General features: G+C 73.9%; 14 protein-coding genes. 8 read left to right on the top strand and 6 right to left on the bottom strand.

The genetic code is table 11. From position 1 onward, the window contains the following. Window positions 1–66 precede the first annotated feature (66 nt). Complete coding sequence (locus tag ACZ60J_RS11040; RefSeq protein ID WP_469680687.1) at window positions 67–912, top strand: chitosanase; 846 nt, start codon at window positions 67–69, stop codon at window positions 910–912. On the opposite strand, the gene ACZ60J_RS11035 is transcribed toward ACZ60J_RS11040, so the two are convergent. After that, the gene (locus ACZ60J_RS11035) at window positions 885–2,312 is read right to left on the bottom strand and encodes a glycosyltransferase family 87 protein (RefSeq protein ID WP_469680685.1); all 1,428 of its coding nucleotides are present in this window, start codon (window positions 2,310–2,312) and stop codon (window positions 885–887) included. The genes ACZ60J_RS11040 and ACZ60J_RS11035 overlap by 28 nt on opposite strands. Before the next feature lie 114 nt (window positions 2,313–2,426). On the opposite strand from ACZ60J_RS11035, the gene ACZ60J_RS11030 reads away from it, so the two are divergent. Continuing rightward, a complete protein-coding gene (locus tag ACZ60J_RS11030; protein WP_469680684.1) occupies window positions 2,427–3,659 on the top strand; it encodes a molybdopterin-dependent oxidoreductase in 1,233 nt (410 codons plus the stop codon). Next, a complete protein-coding gene (locus ACZ60J_RS11025) occupies window positions 3,656–4,090 on the top strand; it encodes a hypothetical protein (protein ID WP_469680682.1) in 435 nt (144 codons plus the stop codon). Before ACZ60J_RS11030 ends, ACZ60J_RS11025 begins: the two co-directional genes overlap by 4 nt. Before the next feature lie 19 nt (window positions 4,091–4,109). On the opposite strand, the gene ACZ60J_RS11020 is transcribed toward ACZ60J_RS11025, so the two are convergent. Continuing rightward, on the bottom strand, window positions 4,110–4,979 hold the full coding sequence (locus ACZ60J_RS11020) for an AraC family transcriptional regulator (protein ID WP_469680680.1): 870 nt from the start codon (window positions 4,977–4,979) through the stop codon (window positions 4,110–4,112). Window positions 4,980–5,074: 95 nt separating this feature from the next. Between ACZ60J_RS11020 and ACZ60J_RS11015 the strand changes: the two genes are divergently transcribed. After that, the gene (locus ACZ60J_RS11015; RefSeq protein WP_469680678.1) at window positions 5,075–6,190 is read left to right on the top strand and encodes a serine hydrolase domain-containing protein; all 1,116 of its coding nucleotides are present in this window, start codon (window positions 5,075–5,077) and stop codon (window positions 6,188–6,190) included. An 87-nt stretch (window positions 6,191–6,277) separates the two neighbouring features. On the opposite strand, the gene ACZ60J_RS11010 is transcribed toward ACZ60J_RS11015, so the two are convergent. Genes ACZ60J_RS11010 through ACZ60J_RS11000 form a run of 3 tightly spaced genes read right to left on the bottom strand, consistent with a single transcriptional unit; the run spans window position 6,278 to window position 8,330 of the window. Further along, window positions 6,278–6,994, bottom strand: a complete 717-nt coding sequence (locus ACZ60J_RS11010) for a class I SAM-dependent methyltransferase (protein WP_469680676.1) — start codon at window positions 6,992–6,994, stop codon at window positions 6,278–6,280. After that, on the bottom strand, window positions 6,991–7,614 hold the full coding sequence (locus tag ACZ60J_RS11005; RefSeq protein WP_469680674.1) for a TIGR04282 family arsenosugar biosynthesis glycosyltransferase: 624 nt from the start codon (window positions 7,612–7,614) through the stop codon (window positions 6,991–6,993). Before ACZ60J_RS11005 ends, ACZ60J_RS11010 begins: the two co-directional genes overlap by 4 nt. Then, window positions 7,611–8,330, bottom strand: coding sequence for a glycosyltransferase family 2 protein (locus ACZ60J_RS11000; RefSeq protein ID WP_469680673.1), 720 nt, complete (start codon window positions 8,328–8,330; stop codon window positions 7,611–7,613). The genes ACZ60J_RS11005 and ACZ60J_RS11000 overlap by 4 nt, the downstream gene beginning before the upstream one ends. Before the next feature lie 123 nt (window positions 8,331–8,453). Here ACZ60J_RS11000 and ACZ60J_RS10995 point away from each other — a divergent pair, with 123 nt between their 5' ends. Both ACZ60J_RS10995 and ACZ60J_RS10990 read left to right on the top strand, forming a co-directional pair. Next, window positions 8,454–9,251 (top strand): response regulator, encoded by a 798-nt coding sequence (locus tag ACZ60J_RS10995; protein ID WP_469680671.1) that lies wholly within the window; start codon window positions 8,454–8,456, stop codon window positions 9,249–9,251. Next, a complete protein-coding gene (locus tag ACZ60J_RS10990) occupies window positions 9,248–10,393 on the top strand; it encodes a sensor histidine kinase (RefSeq protein WP_469680669.1) in 1,146 nt (381 codons plus the stop codon). The genes ACZ60J_RS10995 and ACZ60J_RS10990 overlap by 4 nt, the downstream gene beginning before the upstream one ends. A 9-nt stretch (window positions 10,394–10,402) precedes the next feature. Here the strand turns inward: ACZ60J_RS10990 and ACZ60J_RS10985 are convergent, their stop codons facing one another. After that, on the bottom strand, window positions 10,403–11,440 hold the full coding sequence (locus tag ACZ60J_RS10985; RefSeq protein ID WP_469680668.1) for an NAD-dependent epimerase/dehydratase family protein: 1,038 nt from the start codon (window positions 11,438–11,440) through the stop codon (window positions 10,403–10,405). 271 nt (window positions 11,441–11,711) lie between these two features. On the opposite strand from ACZ60J_RS10985, the gene ACZ60J_RS10980 reads away from it, so the two are divergent. Together ACZ60J_RS10980 and ACZ60J_RS10975 are read left to right on the top strand one after the other, a co-directional pair. Beyond that, on the top strand, window positions 11,712–12,065 hold the full coding sequence (locus tag ACZ60J_RS10980) for a DUF805 domain-containing protein (protein ID WP_469681499.1): 354 nt from the start codon (window positions 11,712–11,714) through the stop codon (window positions 12,063–12,065). A gap of 235 nt (window positions 12,066–12,300) precedes the next feature. After that, window positions 12,301–14,523 carry an NADP-dependent isocitrate dehydrogenase gene (locus tag ACZ60J_RS10975; protein ID WP_469680666.1) on the top strand — a complete coding sequence of 741 codons (2,223 nt, stop codon included), beginning with the start codon at window positions 12,301–12,303 and terminating at the stop codon, window positions 14,521–14,523. Window positions 14,524–14,617: the final 94 nt, after the last annotated feature.

Here is a 14,617-nt window from a genome sequence, read left to right as displayed (position 1 = left end):
TAGGACTTCTGGTAGTAAAGTTTCCTAACGAAGTCGCCCGAGCATCAACTCCCGTATGGAGGCACTGTGTTCACCCCCCACCACAAGCGACTGGCCGTAAGTAGCCTGCTCGGCGCCGCCCTTCTCGCCGTGCCCGTCACCGCCCACGCGACGGCCGCCGCCCCCGCCACGGCACCGGCCTCCGTGCAGGTGTCGGCCGCCGCCGTCGGACTCGACGACCCGGTGAAGAAGGACATCGCCATGCAGATCGTCTCCAGCGCCGAGAACTCCTCGCTGAACTGGAAGGCGCAGTACAAGTACATCGAGGACATAGACGACGGCCGCGGCTACACGGCCGGCATCATCGGCTTCTGTTCCGGCACCCACGACATGCTCGAACTCGTCGAGTACTACACGCAGATCAAGCCGGGCAACGTGCTCGCCAAGTACCTCCCCGCCCTGCGGAAGGTCGACGGCAGCGATTCGCACGCCGGCCTCGACCCCAACTTCACCAAGGACTGGGTGAAGGCGGCCTCCGACTCCGACTTCAAGAAGGCCCAGGACCACGAGCGCGACCGGGTCTACTTCAACCCGGCCGTGAAGCAGGGCAAGGCCGACGGGGTCGGCGTGCTCGGGCAGTTCACCTACTACGACGCCATCGTCATGCACGGCGACGGCGGCGACTCCACCAGCTTCCGCAACATCCGCAAGCGCGCCCTCACCAAGGCCAAGCCCCCGGCCCAGGGAGGCAACGAGACCACCTGGCTCAACGCCTTCCTCGACGCCCGGGTCTGGGCGATGAAGCAGGAGGAGGCGCACAGCGACACCAGCCGCGTCGACACGGCCCAGCGGGTGTGGCTCAAGAAGGGCAACCTCAACCTCAACACCCCCCTGGACTGGAAGGTCTACGGGGACCCCTTCCACATCGGCTGACCGCTCCGAGGAGCGTGCGGCGGCGGCCCGGGGGCACCTCCCCTCCCTCCCCGGGCCGCCGCCCGCCGCCGCAGCGCCCACCCCACGAGCACGGCCGCGCCCGCCAGCCCGTACGCCACCGGGATCGTCGCCCCGCCCAGCGCGCGTACCGACACGTACGCCGCCGCCCCCGCGACCGCCACCCCCAGCCACTCGGCGCGGCCGTCCAGCGCCACCAGCGCGATCAGCAGCAGCGCGTACCAGGAGTACCCCGGGGTCATCAGCAGGAACGCCGTTCCCGTCACCAACAAGGCCGCGCTCCATGGCCGTTCGGGATCCCCGCGCCGCCAGACGTACGCCGTCACCGCCAGCATCCCCACCGCGACCGCGGGCACCGCCCAGGAATCCGGGAGCACGAGGCGCAGCAGCGCGTAGCGACCGCCCGCACCCGGGTCCTCGTACCCCTCCTCCTCGGCGTAGCCGCCCAGGTAGCCGAACACCGAGGCGCGGGAGACCAGCACGTACGGCAGGTACGCCAGGCCCACCACCGCGGCCGCGGGCAGCAGCAGCGCCGCCGCGTCCCGCCACCGCCGTACGCCGGCCAGCGCACCCGGCAGCAGCACCGCGGGCAGCAGCTTCGCCGCGATCGCCAGCCCGAACAGGGCCCCGCCGAGGGAGCGTCGGCGCACCACCACCCCCAGCGCCGCCACCGACAACAGGACGGCGAGCACGTCGACGTGCGCGTTGTTCACCGCCTCCACCGCCACCGCCGGACACCAGGCCCAGTACGCGGCGGTACGCGGCTGCGCGCCCCGGCGGCGCTGCACCAGCAGCAGCGCCCCGGTGACGGCGAGCGCCAGCAGGGCTCCTCCGGTCTGCAGGGCCTTGTGCCGCACGCCCGCCGGGGACAGGGCGTGGACCAGCCCGAAGTACCCCTCCGCGACGGGTGGGTAGACGGTGTGGACGGCGGGCCGGTTGATGCGGGTGCACACCCCCGGCTCGATGCCCACCCGGTCGGGCCCGGCGCAGGCGGCCGCGCCGCGCGGGAACAGCCAGTCGTCGCGCAGGGCGCGCAGGGCCGGATCGGCGGGGGCGTGGTCGTACGGGGAGATCCCGGCGGCCTGCACCCGCCCGTCCCAGGCGTAGCGGAAGGAATCGGTGCTGGTCAGCGGCGGCCCGGCGAGCCCCGCCGCGCAGACGGCCAGCGCACCCGCCAGCACGAGGGTGACCACGTACCGCTGCGGCACCCGCCGCAGCGACCAGGCGGCCGCACCGAACAGCGTCCAGGCGGCCGCGTACCACCAGGTGAGCCGCGCCGGGTCGGCGAAGTAGCCCTCCTCGCGCACGGCGGGCAGGAGGACGGCGGTCAGCGCGGCGAGCAGCAGCACGGTGAGGAGGGTCCGGGCGCGGGGGTGGTCCATGCAGGCCAGCCTGGCAGCGCGGGGTGCCGGCGGGCGGGCGACCGGGCCCGGCGTCCGCGTTTCGTAAGGTGTCGGGCCGCCCGCGCGGGGCCCGGCGGCGCTCTCATGGAGGGCATGACTCCGCCCCCACCCCCACCCCCGACCGGACCCCAGCCCCCGCCTCCTGCGGCGTCCCCGCCTCCGACCCCGCCCCCGCCTCCGCCGGAGCCCGCCTCCCGCTTCCCCTTCCGGCCGCCTTCCTTCGGCGGCCGCCTGCACGACGCCCGCACCGCCACCTCCCTCGGCCGCCGGCTCGGCGCCGCCTTCGCCGTCTGCTTCCTGACCGGCCTGATCAGCCACTACCTCCAGCATCCGCCCGGCTGGGCCGCGGACTCGCTGCCCAGCCGCCCGGTCTGGGGCTACCGGGTCAGTCAGGGCCTGCACATCGCCGCCGGGCTCGCGGCGATCGTGCTGCTCCTGGCGAAACTGTGGACGGTGTACCCGAGGCTCTTCGTGTGGCCCCCGGTGCGCGGTGTCCGGCACGGCCTGGAGCGGCTGTCGGTGGCGGTGCTCGTGGCCTCCGCCGTCCTCCAGGTCTTCACCGGACTCCTCAACATCGCCGAGTGGTACCCCTGGCCGTTCGGTTTCATCCAGACGCACTTCGCACTCGCCTGGGTGGTGACCGGATCGCTGCTCCTCCACATCGCCGTCAAGGCGCCCGAGATCAGGGCCCATTGGAGCCGCCGTTCCCCCGGAACGCTACGGCTCCCCTCCCGGGACGACCCGGACCGGCGCTCCCTGATGCTCGGCGTCGGCGCGGCCGTCGGAGCCGTCACCCTCGTCACCGTCGGGCAGTCCTTCACCCCGCTGAAGCGGCTCGACCTGCTCGCACCCCGGCACCCCGACCACGGACCGCAGGGGCTCCCGGTCAACCGCACGGCCGCGGCGGCCGGCGTCACCGAACGGGCGGTCCGGGACTGGCGGCTGGAGGTGCGGGGTCCCACCCCCTACACCCTGACGCTCGATCAGCTCCGCGCCCTGCCCCGGGCGCAGGCGCGGCTGCCGATCGCGTGCGTGGAGGGCTGGAGCGTGGAAGCGCGCTGGAGCGGAGTGCGGATCCGCGACCTGATGGCACGGGCCGGCGCCCCGGCAGGGGCCGGGCTGAGGGTCACCTCGCTGGAGACGGGCGGCGCGTACCGGGTGACGGACATGGGCCTCGAGTACGCCGAGGACCCGCTGACCCTGCTCGCACTGGAACTGAACGGCCAGGTCCTGACCGCCGACCACGGCTACCCGGCGCGCGTCATCGCGCCCAACCGGCCCGGAGTCCTGCAGACCAAATGGGTCACCCTGCTGGAGGTGCTGTGAAGGGCGTGCGGCTGCTCCTGGGCGGTGCCGGGCTGCTGCTGATCGCGATCGGCGGACGGCTGCTGGCGGACCTGCCCGACCCCCTCGACGTGCTGGTGTGGATGGGCGGGGCGCTCGTCCTGCACGACGGGATCATCGCGCCCCTCGTCCTGGCGGCCGGCCTCGCGGTCGCCGCCGTGCCCGCGCGGGGCCTCGTACGGGGAGCCCTGCTGACGGCGGGCGCGCTCGTCCTGGTCACCCTGCCGCTGCTGCTGCGACCGGGGGCGCCGCCGAACCCGTCGGCCCTGCCGCTGCCGTACGGGCGCAACCTGCTCCTGGTGCTCGCCGCGGTGGCGGTGGCCGCCGGGGCGACGGCGGTCGCCGGCCGGTGGCGGCGCCCACGGTCCCGGACCTCCCGCCGCGCCCCGCGGGGTGACGGGCCGGCGGGGTGACGGGCAGCCCGGCGCGGGGTCAGGCGCCGCCCCGCTCGACCGGGATCCACAACTGGGAGCCGGTCTCCGCGCCGATCTCCACCGGCCGCGTCCGCAGGAGCTCCGGACCCGGCCGGCTCGTGTACGGGTTCGAGGGGAACCACTGGGTGAACACGTCGCGCCACAGCTCCTGGAGGGCGCTCGGGTAGGGCCCGTGGTTGTCGAAGACCGCCCAGGTCCCGGCCGGTACGTCGAGGGCGTCGAGCTCCTCGGCGCTCGTCCCGGGGCCGGTCACCACGCCGACCCAGTAGTCGACCTCGGCGCCCTCCTCCCGGCTGTCGGTCAGGTGCACCACCGCCGACAGGACCCCCTCCGGCTCCAGGCTGGCCAGCTCCTTCATCCGTACGACCGCCCGCTCGTCCAGGCCCTCCACATGGGCCGTGGCGGCCGCATTGGTCCCGTCGTGGACGAGGGACACCCGGGCCTTCCTGCCGAGGACCCGGAACGACTCCTTCTCCACGATCCGGTACCGCATGGCCGTGCTTCCCTCGACGACGACGCGGAAGGACATGCGCGGCTGCGCCGTCAGGACCGCGCCCGTGCGCCGGGCCTCGCCCGGCCCGATGCCGTGCACCGACCGGAACGCCCGGGCGAACGCCTCGCCCGAGCCGTACCCGTACCGCACCGCGACGTCGAGCAGCGTCTGCTCCCCGGCCAGCACCTCGGCCCCGGCGAGGGTCATCCGCCGGCGCCGTACGTAGACCGGGAGCGGCATCCCCGCGAGCGCGGAGAACAGCCGCCGGAAGTGGTACTCCGAGACGGCGGCGATCCGGGCCACCTCGGCCATGTCGATGTCCTGGTCGAGGCGGGACTCCAGGTGCTCCAACGCCTGGTTCAGCCGCTCCAGCACGCCGTCCGTCCTTCCGTTCCCACCGTTCCCACCCGACACATCCCGTGCGGGAATTGTCGGGCGGCACGACGCGGCGCTGCCCGAGGCTTACCCCCATGAACGACATTAAGGGATATTGCGAGCCGCGGTTCGGTGCGGTCCGCGAGGCGCTCGCGGGGCTGCTCGCCAAGGAGGACGTGGGCGCCTCGGCGGCCGTCTACCTCGACGGCGAGCCGGTGGTCGACCTCTGGGGCGGGTACGCCGATGCGGACCGCCGCGTCGGCTGGGAGCGCTCCACCCTCGCCTGCGTGAACTCGACGACCAAGAACATGACGGCCCTGTGCGCGCTGATCCTGGCCGACCGGGGCCTGCTCGACCTGTCGGCGCCGGTCGCCGCCTACTGGCCCGAGTTCGCCGCCGCGGGCAAGGAGGGCGTGCTGGTGCGGCACGTGCTGTCGCACACGGCGGGGCTGCCGGACCTGCCCGGGCCGCGGTCGGTCGAGGAGCTCTACGACTGGGGGGCGGTGACGGCCGGGCTGGCCGCGCAGGCGCCCGCATGGGAACCGGGGACGGCCGCCGGCTATCACGCGCTCACCTTCGGGTTCCTCGTGGGCGAGCTCGTCCGCCGCGTCACCGGCCGCGGTGTCGGTGCGTTCTTCGCGGAGGAAGTGGCCGGGCCGCTGGGAGCGGACTTCCACCTCGGGCTCCCCGCGGAGCACGACCACCGCCTCGCACCGCTGATCCCGCCGCCGTCCCTGACCGAGGACTACACCGCCAGTGCGCCGACCGGCCCGGACGGCGCACCCCGGGAGAACACCGGCGCCGTCGTCCGGGTCCGGGACGTCAACGCTCCGGCCTGGCGCCGCGCGCAGATCCCCGCGGTGAACGGCTACGGCAACGCCCGCTCCGTCGCCCTGGTCCAGTCGGTCCTGGCGAACGGGGGAACGGCCGGCGGGGTGAGGCTGCTCTCCGCGCAGGGGTGCGAGCCCGCCTGGCAGGAGGTGTTCGGCGGCACCGACCGGGTGCTGGGGACGCCGATGTCCTGGACGTCCGGATTCGGGAAGTTCGGCAACACCTTCGGCTGGGGCGGCTGGGGAGGTTCGCTCGTCGTGAGCGATCCCGACGCCCGGATGACGGTGGCCTACGTCATGAACCAGATGATCGACCGGGAGCGGCAGCAGGACGACCGCGGCATGGAGATCGTCATGGCCGCGTACGGCGGCCTGCACTGACGACTCCCTGCACGGACGGCTGACCGCACCAGCCGTCGTCCGCACGGATGGCTGACCGCACGGACGACGGCCCGTACGGTCTGCCGCCTACGGGACCGCGGTCCGAGCGGCCGCGGCCCCGCGCGTCAGCAGGGTGAAGGCCCGGCCCGCCGCCGTCCACCGGCCCGTCGGCACCCAGTCCGCGGCCGCCGCGTGCCGGGCCAGGGCCGCCGGGCCGACGCGGGCCCAGGCGAACGGTGCCCCGAGGCCGCCGCGGCCGTCGGCCACCCGGACCTCGCAGCGTTCGTCCACGTCGGCCCCGCCCTCCGCCTGAGCGCACTCCACGATCAGCGAGCCGGTCACCGCGAGTACCTCGGCCGTCCGGCGCAGCAGTGCGGCGGGGTCGCCGCCGATGCCGATGTTCCCGTCGATGAGCAGCCCCGTGTCCCAACGGCCCTCGCCGGGAAGGGGGTCGAAGACCGACCGGTGCAGGGCGGCGGCGCCCGAGCGGGCGGTCCTGGCCACGGCCTCCGGGCTGACGTCGATGCCCAGGGCCCGGTGTCCGCGGGCGGCGAGCGCGCAGACCAGCCGGCCGGGGCCGCAGCCGATGTCGAGGACGGTGCCCCGGCAGTGGTCCAGCACCGTCCGGTCGGCGCCGTCCGGAGCCTCGCACCAGCGCTCCACGTCCAGCGGGAGCAGCCACCCGTCGCCCCGCCGCAGGTAGAGCGGCCCCCGGCCGCTGCGCAGGGCCACCGTGTACGGATCGGCCGACCAGGCGGCGCCCGGACCGCCGCCCCGGGGCCCGCCCGAGGTGAGCGTGGTCATCGCAGGACCGGCCGGGTGAGCTCCGCCAGCCGCGCGGCGAAGGCGCCCGCCGGGGCCTCGGCGGCGACCAGCCGGGCGTCCCCGGCGGTGTCGACGTCCCGCAGGACGGGCAGCCGGCCGGTGCGCAGCCCGGCCGCGCGCAGTCGCTCGTACTGGACCGCGCCCGTCTCGGGGACCGACATCGGCACTCCGCGCAGCAGGGCGGGGTCCGGGACGGCCAGTCCGAGTGCCCAGAACCCGCCGTCGGCGGCGGGCCCGAACCAGGCCCGGTAGTCCGACCAGTCGACGTCCAGCAGCTCCGGCGTGACCTGCGGGGTGTCCATGCCGATCAGCAGGGTGGGCCCGTCGCAGGCCCCGAAGGCGGCGGCGAGCCGCAGGTCCAGGCTTCCGGTGCACTGCGGGAGCACCTCGAAGCCGGGCGGCAGCCACGGGCCGGGCCGTCCCTCCAGGACCAGGATCCGGCGCCGGGCGGGGGAGGCGGCCACGGCGGCGAGGGTGTCGGCGAGCGCGGCCTCGGCCAGCGAGGCCGCCTCGGCCGGGGTGAACGGCGGGGTGAGGCGGGTCTTGACCCGGCCCGGGACCGGCTCCTTCGCGATCACCAGCAGGGTGGTCGTGCTCATCGCCCACCGCCGGAGGCCGCGCCCGCACCGGCCCGGCCGTCGGCCGGCGCGGCGGGCTGCGCCAGGACCCGGCTCATGTCGCGCACCGCCTGCCAGGTGCCCCGCCAGGTGCCCGTCACCTTCGACTTCCCCGAGCGCGGCAGGTACGGCACGTCCACCTCCCGGATCCGCCAGCCCGCGTCCGCGGCCCGGACCACCATCTGCAGCGGGTAGCCGGAGCGCCGGTCCGACAGGTCCAGCCCGAGCAGGGCCTCCCGGCGCGCGGCCCGCATCGGGCCCAGATCGCGCAGCCGCAGTCCGGTCCGCCTGCGCAGCAGCCGGGCCAGCGCCAGGTTCCCGGCCCGGGCGTGCGCGGGCCAGGCGCCGCGGCCCTGCGGACGACGGCGGCCGAGCACCAGATCGGCCTCGCCCGCGGCGACGGAGGCCGCGAAGCCGGTCAGCAGGCCGGGGTCCAGCGAGGCGTCGCAGTCGCAGAAGCAGACGAGGTCCGCCTCGGCGGCGAGCAGCCCGGCGTGGCAGGCGGCGCCGAATCCGCGCCGGGACTCGGTGACCACGGTGGCGCCGAGGGCCCGCGCGAGCTCGGCAGAGCCGTCGGTGGAACCGTTGTCCACGACCAGGGCCCGCCAGCCCTCGGGGATGCGCGCGAGGACCCAGGGCAGGGCTCCGGCCTCGTTGAGACAGGGGAGTACGACGTCTACCGTCACGGTTTCGCTCACGGTGTCACCGTAGGAACCGCGGCCCGGCAAAAGGGGCGTGGACTCCTTACGAAACGCGGACGTCGCCCCCGTGGACGCGCTCCGGGGTCGGGGCCCGCGCCCGCGGGTGGGAGGCTGGACGGTATGAGCGGTGACGGCGTGAGCGGCAGCAGGGGTGACGGCGTGAGCGGTGGTGGCGGCGGTGCGGAGCCGGTGCCCGCGCGGATCCTGGTCGTCGACGACGACCCGACGGTGGCGGAGGTCGTCACCGGCTACCTGAGGCGCGCCGGCTATGCGGTGGAGAGCGTCGCGGACGGCCCGGCGGCGCTCGCCCGGGCCGCCGCGTTCCGGCCGGACCTGGTCGTACTGGACCTCATGCTGCCGGGTCTGGACGGGCTGGAGGTGTGCCGCAGGCTCCGTACGGCGGGTCCGGTACCCGTGATCATGCTGACCGCGCGGGGCGACGAGGACGACCGGATCGCGGGACTGGAACGGGGCGCCGACGACTACGTGACGAAGCCGTTCAGCCCGCGCGAGCTGGTCCTGCGGGTCTCCTCCGTGCTGCGGCGCGCCGCGGCGGCCGGAGCCGCCCCGGCCCCGGGGTCCGGCGGGGGCGGGGCCCGGCTCGCGGCCGCCGGGATCACCCTCGATCCGACCACGCACCGGGCCGCGAAGGACGGGCGCGAACTCGCGCTCACCGTCCGGGAGTTCGACCTGCTCGCGCACTTCCTGAGACACCCCGGGCAGGCGCACGGGCGGGAGGAGCTGATGCGCGAGGTGTGGGGCTGGGACTTCGGCGACCTGTCGACGGTGACGGTGCACGTACGCCGCCTGCGCGCCAAGGTGGAGGAGGACCCGGGGCGGCCGCGGCTGATCCAGACGGTCTGGGGCGTCGGGTACCGCTTCGAACCGGGCGGGCCGCACGAGGGGGCCGCGGCATGAAGGACGTCCTGCTCATCGCGCTGTTCGCGTTCGGCGGGGCCGTGTGCGCGGGGGCGCTCGGCGCGCTCGTGCTGAGGCTGGTGCGGCACCGTTCGGTCGCCGTGTCCCTGACGGTGATCGCGGCCGTGACGGTCACCGCGATGCTGGCCGGGACGCTCGCCGTGGCCCAGGCGATGTTCCTCTCCCGGCACGACCTCGGGGTGGTCACCCTGGTCCTGGCGATGGCGGCGGTGGTCTCCCTGGCCGTGGCCCTGCTGCTGGGGCGGTGGGTGGTGGCCCGCAGCCGGGAACTGTCCCTGGCGGCAAGGGACTTCGGTGACGGCGGCAGTTTCGCTGCGCCACCCGGACTGGCGACGGCGGAACTGGCTTCGCTGTCAAGGGAGTTGGCGGCGACCAGCGAGAAGCTGACGGTGTCCCGGGAGCGGGAGCGTGCGCTCGAAACCTCACGGCGGGAGCTCGTGGCCTGGATCTCGCACGACCTGCGGACCCCGCTGGCGGGCCTGAGGGCGATGTCCGAGGCGCTGGAGGACGGCATGGCGGAGGATCCGGCGCGCTACCACCGGCAGATCCGCACCGAGGTGGACCGGCTGAACTCGATGGTCGGGGACCTCTTCGAACTGTCCCGCATCCATGCCGGGGCGCTGGCGCTGAGCCCGAGCCGGATGTCCGTCTACGACCTGGTCGGCGACGCGCTGTCCGGGGTGCATCCGCTGGCGCGGGAGCGCGGGGTGCTGCTCGACGGCGCGGCGGTGGACCGGGTGCCGGTGGAGGTGGACGGCAAGGAGATGACCCGGGTCCTGGCCAACCTGCTGATCAACGCGATCCGGCACACGCCCGCCGACGGCACGGTGGCGATCGCGGCCTCCGTGCGCGAGGACGGGGGAGCGGTGGTCGTCTCCGTGACGGACGGCTGCGGCGGGATCCCCGCGGAGGACCTGCCGCGGGTCTTCGACACGGGCTGGCGGGGCACTCCGGCGCGGACGCCTCCGGCAGGGGTGGCCTCGGTGCCGGCGCCTCCGGCGGGGGCCGGGCTGGGGCTGGCGATCGTACGGGGCATCGTGGAGGCGCACGCGGGACGGGCGGCGGTACGGAACGTACCCGGAGGATGCCGGTTCGAGGTGACCTTGCCGGTGCCGGCCTGAGGCACCCGGTCAGGGAGCGGGGCGCTGCGCGGGGCGCTGTGCCGCGTGTGCGAAGTCCCTCATGCCCGCCTCGAAGCCGACGCCGGGGCTCCAGCCCAGCTCCGCGCGCAGGCGCCGGGAGTCGGCCGTGATGTGGCGGACGTCGCCGAGGCGGAACGCGCCGGTGACCACGGGGTCGGGGCCGCCGTGGGCCGCGGCCAGCGCGGTGGCCATCTCGCCGACCGTGTGCGGGGTTCCGCTGCCGGTGTTGTAGGCGGTGCACACGCCCGGCGGCGTCGGGGCCTCCAGGGCCAGGGCGTTGGCCTCCGCGACGTCCGTCACGTGGACGAAGTCCCGCCGCTGACCGCCGTCCTCGTACACCTGCGGGGCCTCGCCCCGCGCCAGCGAGGAGCGGAAGAAGGAGGCCACGCCCGCGTACGGGGTGTCGCGCGGCATCCCCGGGCCGTACACGTTGTGGTAGCGCAGCGACACCGCCCGGCCGTCCGTGCAGCGCGCCCAGGAGGCCGCCAGGTGTTCCTGGGCCAGCTTCGTGGTCGCGTACACGTTGCGCGGATCCGTGGGGGCGTCCTCGGCCACCAGCCCGGGCGCCAACTCCGCACCGCAGGCCGGGCAGTGCGGTTCGAAGCGGCCGGCGGCCAGGTCCGCGGCGCGGCGCGGCCCGGGGCGCACGACGCCGTGGCGCGGGCACTCGTACCGGCCCTCCCCGTAGACCACCATCGACCCGGCGAGGACCAGGTCCCGGACCCCGCACTCGGCCATCGCGGAGAGCAGGACCGCGGTGCCGAGGTCGTTGTGGGAGACGTAGGCCGGGGCGTCCGCGAAGTCCTTGCCGAGGCCGACCATCGCGGCCTGGTGGCAGACGGAGTCCACCCCGTCGGCCAGGACGGCCCGTACGGCCTCGGGATCGCGCACGTCCGCCCGTACGAACTCGCCCCCGTCCGAAGGCGGGGCGAGGTCCAGGACGACGGGATCGTGCCCGCGAAGACGCAGAGTGGTAACGATGTGGGAGCCGATGAACCCGGATCCGCCGGTGACGAGTACGCGCATGGCGGGGACGCTACGGAATTCCGGGCGGCGGCGGGGTGTCCCACGCCTTTCCGTAAGACTTCCGTCAGCTCATTTCGTCACGCGCAGTGAGGGGGTGGGGGCAGGGGGTCCCAAGTTGCGCCCGGTACCAGGGTGTTTGAGCAGCCGAGCGGCGAAAAGTAACGCTTTTGGTGCCTTGCCAACTGGCTTGACCGCGACGTAAGCGGGGCATAAGTTCTGCCCCGGCTCGCTCCATCAGGACCGGCCCACGATCCGTCTCTTGGGGGGACCCATGAACTACTACACCGACGTTCTGAAGAAGTACGCCGTCTTCTCCGGCCGCGCGCGCCGCCAGGAATTCTGGATGTACACCCTCTTCAACATCGCGGCCCTGATCATCGTCGCCATCCTCGACGCGGTCCTCGGCACCTCCCCGCTGCTCTACGCGCTCTATGCGCTGGCCACCTTCCTGCCGGGCCTCGGCGTCACCGTCCGCCGCCTGCACGACCTGGGCAAGTCCGGCTGGTGGATCCTCATCGCCCTCGTCCCCCTCGTCGGCGGCATCTGGCTGCTCGTCCTCACGGCCACCGAGGGCCAGCCGAACCCGAACCAGTACGGCCCGAGCCCGAAGGCCGTCCACGCCTGAGCAGGCCCGCACCCGTAGTGCCCGAGCGTCGTCACTGGCTGAAAGCAGCCGGTGGCGGCGCTCTCGGCGTTTCCGGGCGGCGCGGGCGGCCCGGGGCGGGTGCCGGCCACCCGGAGTGACGCGCGTCTCGCACGGGCTTGCGCCGGGGGGCTGTCCAGACAGGCCCGATCACGAGATATCTTGATGTCGAGCAATGTTGCAGACGAGAGACGCAGACTGTGGAGCGGAGCATCCGGTGACTGACTCGACCATCATCTACACGCACACTGACGAGGCCCCGGCCCTCGCGACGTATTCCTTCCTGCCTGTGATCCAGGCGTACGCGTCGACGGCCGGTGTGAATGTCGAGACCCGTGACATCTCCCTGGCAGGCCGCATCATCGCCGCCTTCCCCGAGTACCTCGAAGAGGGCCAGCGGATCGCGGACGCCCTCGCCGAGCTCGGCGAGCTGGCGAAGACGCCCGAGGCCAACATCATCAAGCTGCCCAACGTCTCGGCGTCGATCCCGCAGCTCAAGGCCGCGGTGGCCGAGCTCCAGGGCCAGGGCTACGCGCTCCCGGACTACCCGGACGACCCGAAGAGCGACGAGGAGCGCGAGAACCGCGCCCGTTACGACAAGATCAAGGGCAGCGCCGTCAACCCGGTCCTGCGCGAGGGCAACTCCGACCGCCGCGCCCCCGCCTCGGTCAAGAACTACGCCAAGGCGCACCCGCACCGCATGGGCGCCTGGACCCCCGAGTCCAAGACGAACGTCGCCACCATGGGCGAGAACGACTTCCGCTCCACCGAGAAGTCCGCCGTGATCGCCGAGGCCGGCACGCTGCGCATCGAGCACGTCGACGCCGACGGCGCCGTCACGGTGCTGCGCGACTCCGTACCGGTGCTCGCCGGCGAGGTCGTGGACGCGTCCGTGCTGCACGTCGACGCGCTGCGCACCTTCCTCAACGACCAGATCGAGCGCGCCAAGGCCGAGGGCGTCCTGTTCTCCGTGCACCTCAAGGCCACGATGATGAAGGTCTCCGACCCGATCATCTTCGGCCACGTGGTCCGCGCCTTCTTCCCGAAGACCTTCGCCCGCTACGGCGAGACCCTGGCGGCCGCCGGCCTGTCCCCGAACGACGGCCTCGGCACCATCCTGAACGGCCTGGGCGCGCTGCCCGACGCCGCCGCGATCAAGGCCTCCTTCGACGCCGAGATCGCCGAGGGCCCGGCCCTCGCGATGGTGGACTCCGACAAGGGCATCACCAACCTGCACGTCCCGTCCGACGTCATCGTCGACGCCTCGATGCCGGCCATGATCCGCACCTCCGGCCACATGTGGGGCCCGGACGGCGCCGAGGCCGACACGCTCGCCGTCCTGCCGGACAGCAGCTACGCCGGTGTCTACCAGGCCGTCATCGACGACTGCCGCAAGCACGGCGCGTACGACCCGTCCACGATGGGCTCGGTGCCGAACGTCGGCCTCATGGCCCAGAAGGCCGAGGAGTACGGCAGCCACGACAAGACCTTCGAGCTGGCCACCGCGGGCACCGTCCGCGTCGTCGACGCCGCCTCGGGCGCCACGCTCATCGAGCAGCAGGTCGCCGCCGGCGACATCTTCCGCGCCTGCCAGACCAAGGACGCGCCGATCCAGGACTGGGTCAAGCTCGCCGTCACCCGCGCCCGCGCCACCGGCGTCCCGGCCGTCTTCTGGCTCGACGAGGGCCGCGCGCACGACGCGCAGCTGATCGCCAAGGTGAAGACGTACCTCGCCGACCACGACACCGACGGTCTGACCATCAAGATCCTGTCGCCGGTCGAGGCCACCGCGTACTCCCTGGAGCGGATCCGCCGCGGCGAGGACACCATCTCGGTGACCGGCAACGTGCTGCGCGACTACCTGACCGACCTGTTCCCGATCCTGGAGCTGGGCACCAGCGCCAAGATGCTGTCGGTCGTCCCGCTGATGAACGGCGGCGGCCTCTTCGAGACCGGCGCCGGCGGCTCCGCCCCGAAGCACGTCCAGCAGCTCGTCAAGGAGAACTACCTCCGCTGGGACTCCCTCGGTGAGTTCCTCGCGCTGGCCGTCTCCTTCGAGCACCTCGCCACCACCACCGGCAACGCCCGCGCCCAGGTGCTGGCCGACACCCTGGACCGGGCGACCGGCACCTTCCTCAACGAGGACAAGTCGCCGAGCCGCAAGCTGGGCGGCATCGACAACCGCGGCAGCCACTTCTACCTGGCCCTGTACTGGGCGCAGGAGCTGTCGCGCCAGACCCAGGACCCGAAGCTGGCCGCGGCCTTCGACCCGCTGGCCAAGACGCTGGCCGAGTCCGAGGAGAAGATCGTCGGCGAGCTCATCGCCGTCCAGGGCTCCCCGGCGGAGATCGGCGGCTACTACCAGCCCGACGCCGCCAAGGCCTCGGCGGTCATGCGGCCGTCCGCGACCCTGAACGAGGCGCTCGCGCTCCTCGGCTGAGGTCCTGCGCCAGGACTGAGGTCCACCGGGGCCGAGGCCCGTCAGGACTGAGGTCCACCGCTTTCACGGGTCCGCCCCGGCCGGCAACCGCCGG

The sequence above is a fragment of the Streptomyces sp. NPDC104226 genome (genome assembly GCF_055584085.1).
This window is presented reverse-complemented; position numbering and strand designations above follow the sequence as displayed.

Excerpts from the sequence above, each read along its gene's own strand:
- ACZ60J_RS11035 (WP_469680685.1), bottom strand. The coding sequence starts at position 2,312 with ATGGACCACCCCCGCGCCCGGACCCTCCTCACCGTGCTGCTGCTCGCC.
- ACZ60J_RS11030 (WP_469680684.1), top strand. The coding sequence starts at position 2,427 with ATGACTCCGCCCCCACCCCCACCCCCGACCGGACCCCAGCCCCCGCCT.
- ACZ60J_RS11015 (WP_469680678.1), top strand. The coding sequence starts at position 5,075 with ATGAACGACATTAAGGGATATTGCGAGCCGCGGTTCGGTGCGGTCCGC.
- ACZ60J_RS11010 (WP_469680676.1), bottom strand. The coding sequence starts at position 6,994 with ATGACCACGCTCACCTCGGGCGGGCCCCGGGGCGGCGGTCCGGGCGCC.
- ACZ60J_RS11005 (WP_469680674.1), bottom strand. The coding sequence starts at position 7,614 with ATGAGCACGACCACCCTGCTGGTGATCGCGAAGGAGCCGGTCCCGGGC.
- ACZ60J_RS10995 (WP_469680671.1), top strand. The coding sequence starts at position 8,454 with ATGAGCGGTGACGGCGTGAGCGGCAGCAGGGGTGACGGCGTGAGCGGT.
- ACZ60J_RS10990 (WP_469680669.1), top strand. The coding sequence starts at position 9,248 with ATGAAGGACGTCCTGCTCATCGCGCTGTTCGCGTTCGGCGGGGCCGTG.
- ACZ60J_RS10985 (WP_469680668.1), bottom strand. The coding sequence starts at position 11,440 with ATGCGCGTACTCGTCACCGGCGGATCCGGGTTCATCGGCTCCCACATC.
- ACZ60J_RS10980 (WP_469681499.1), top strand. The coding sequence starts at position 11,712 with ATGAACTACTACACCGACGTTCTGAAGAAGTACGCCGTCTTCTCCGGC.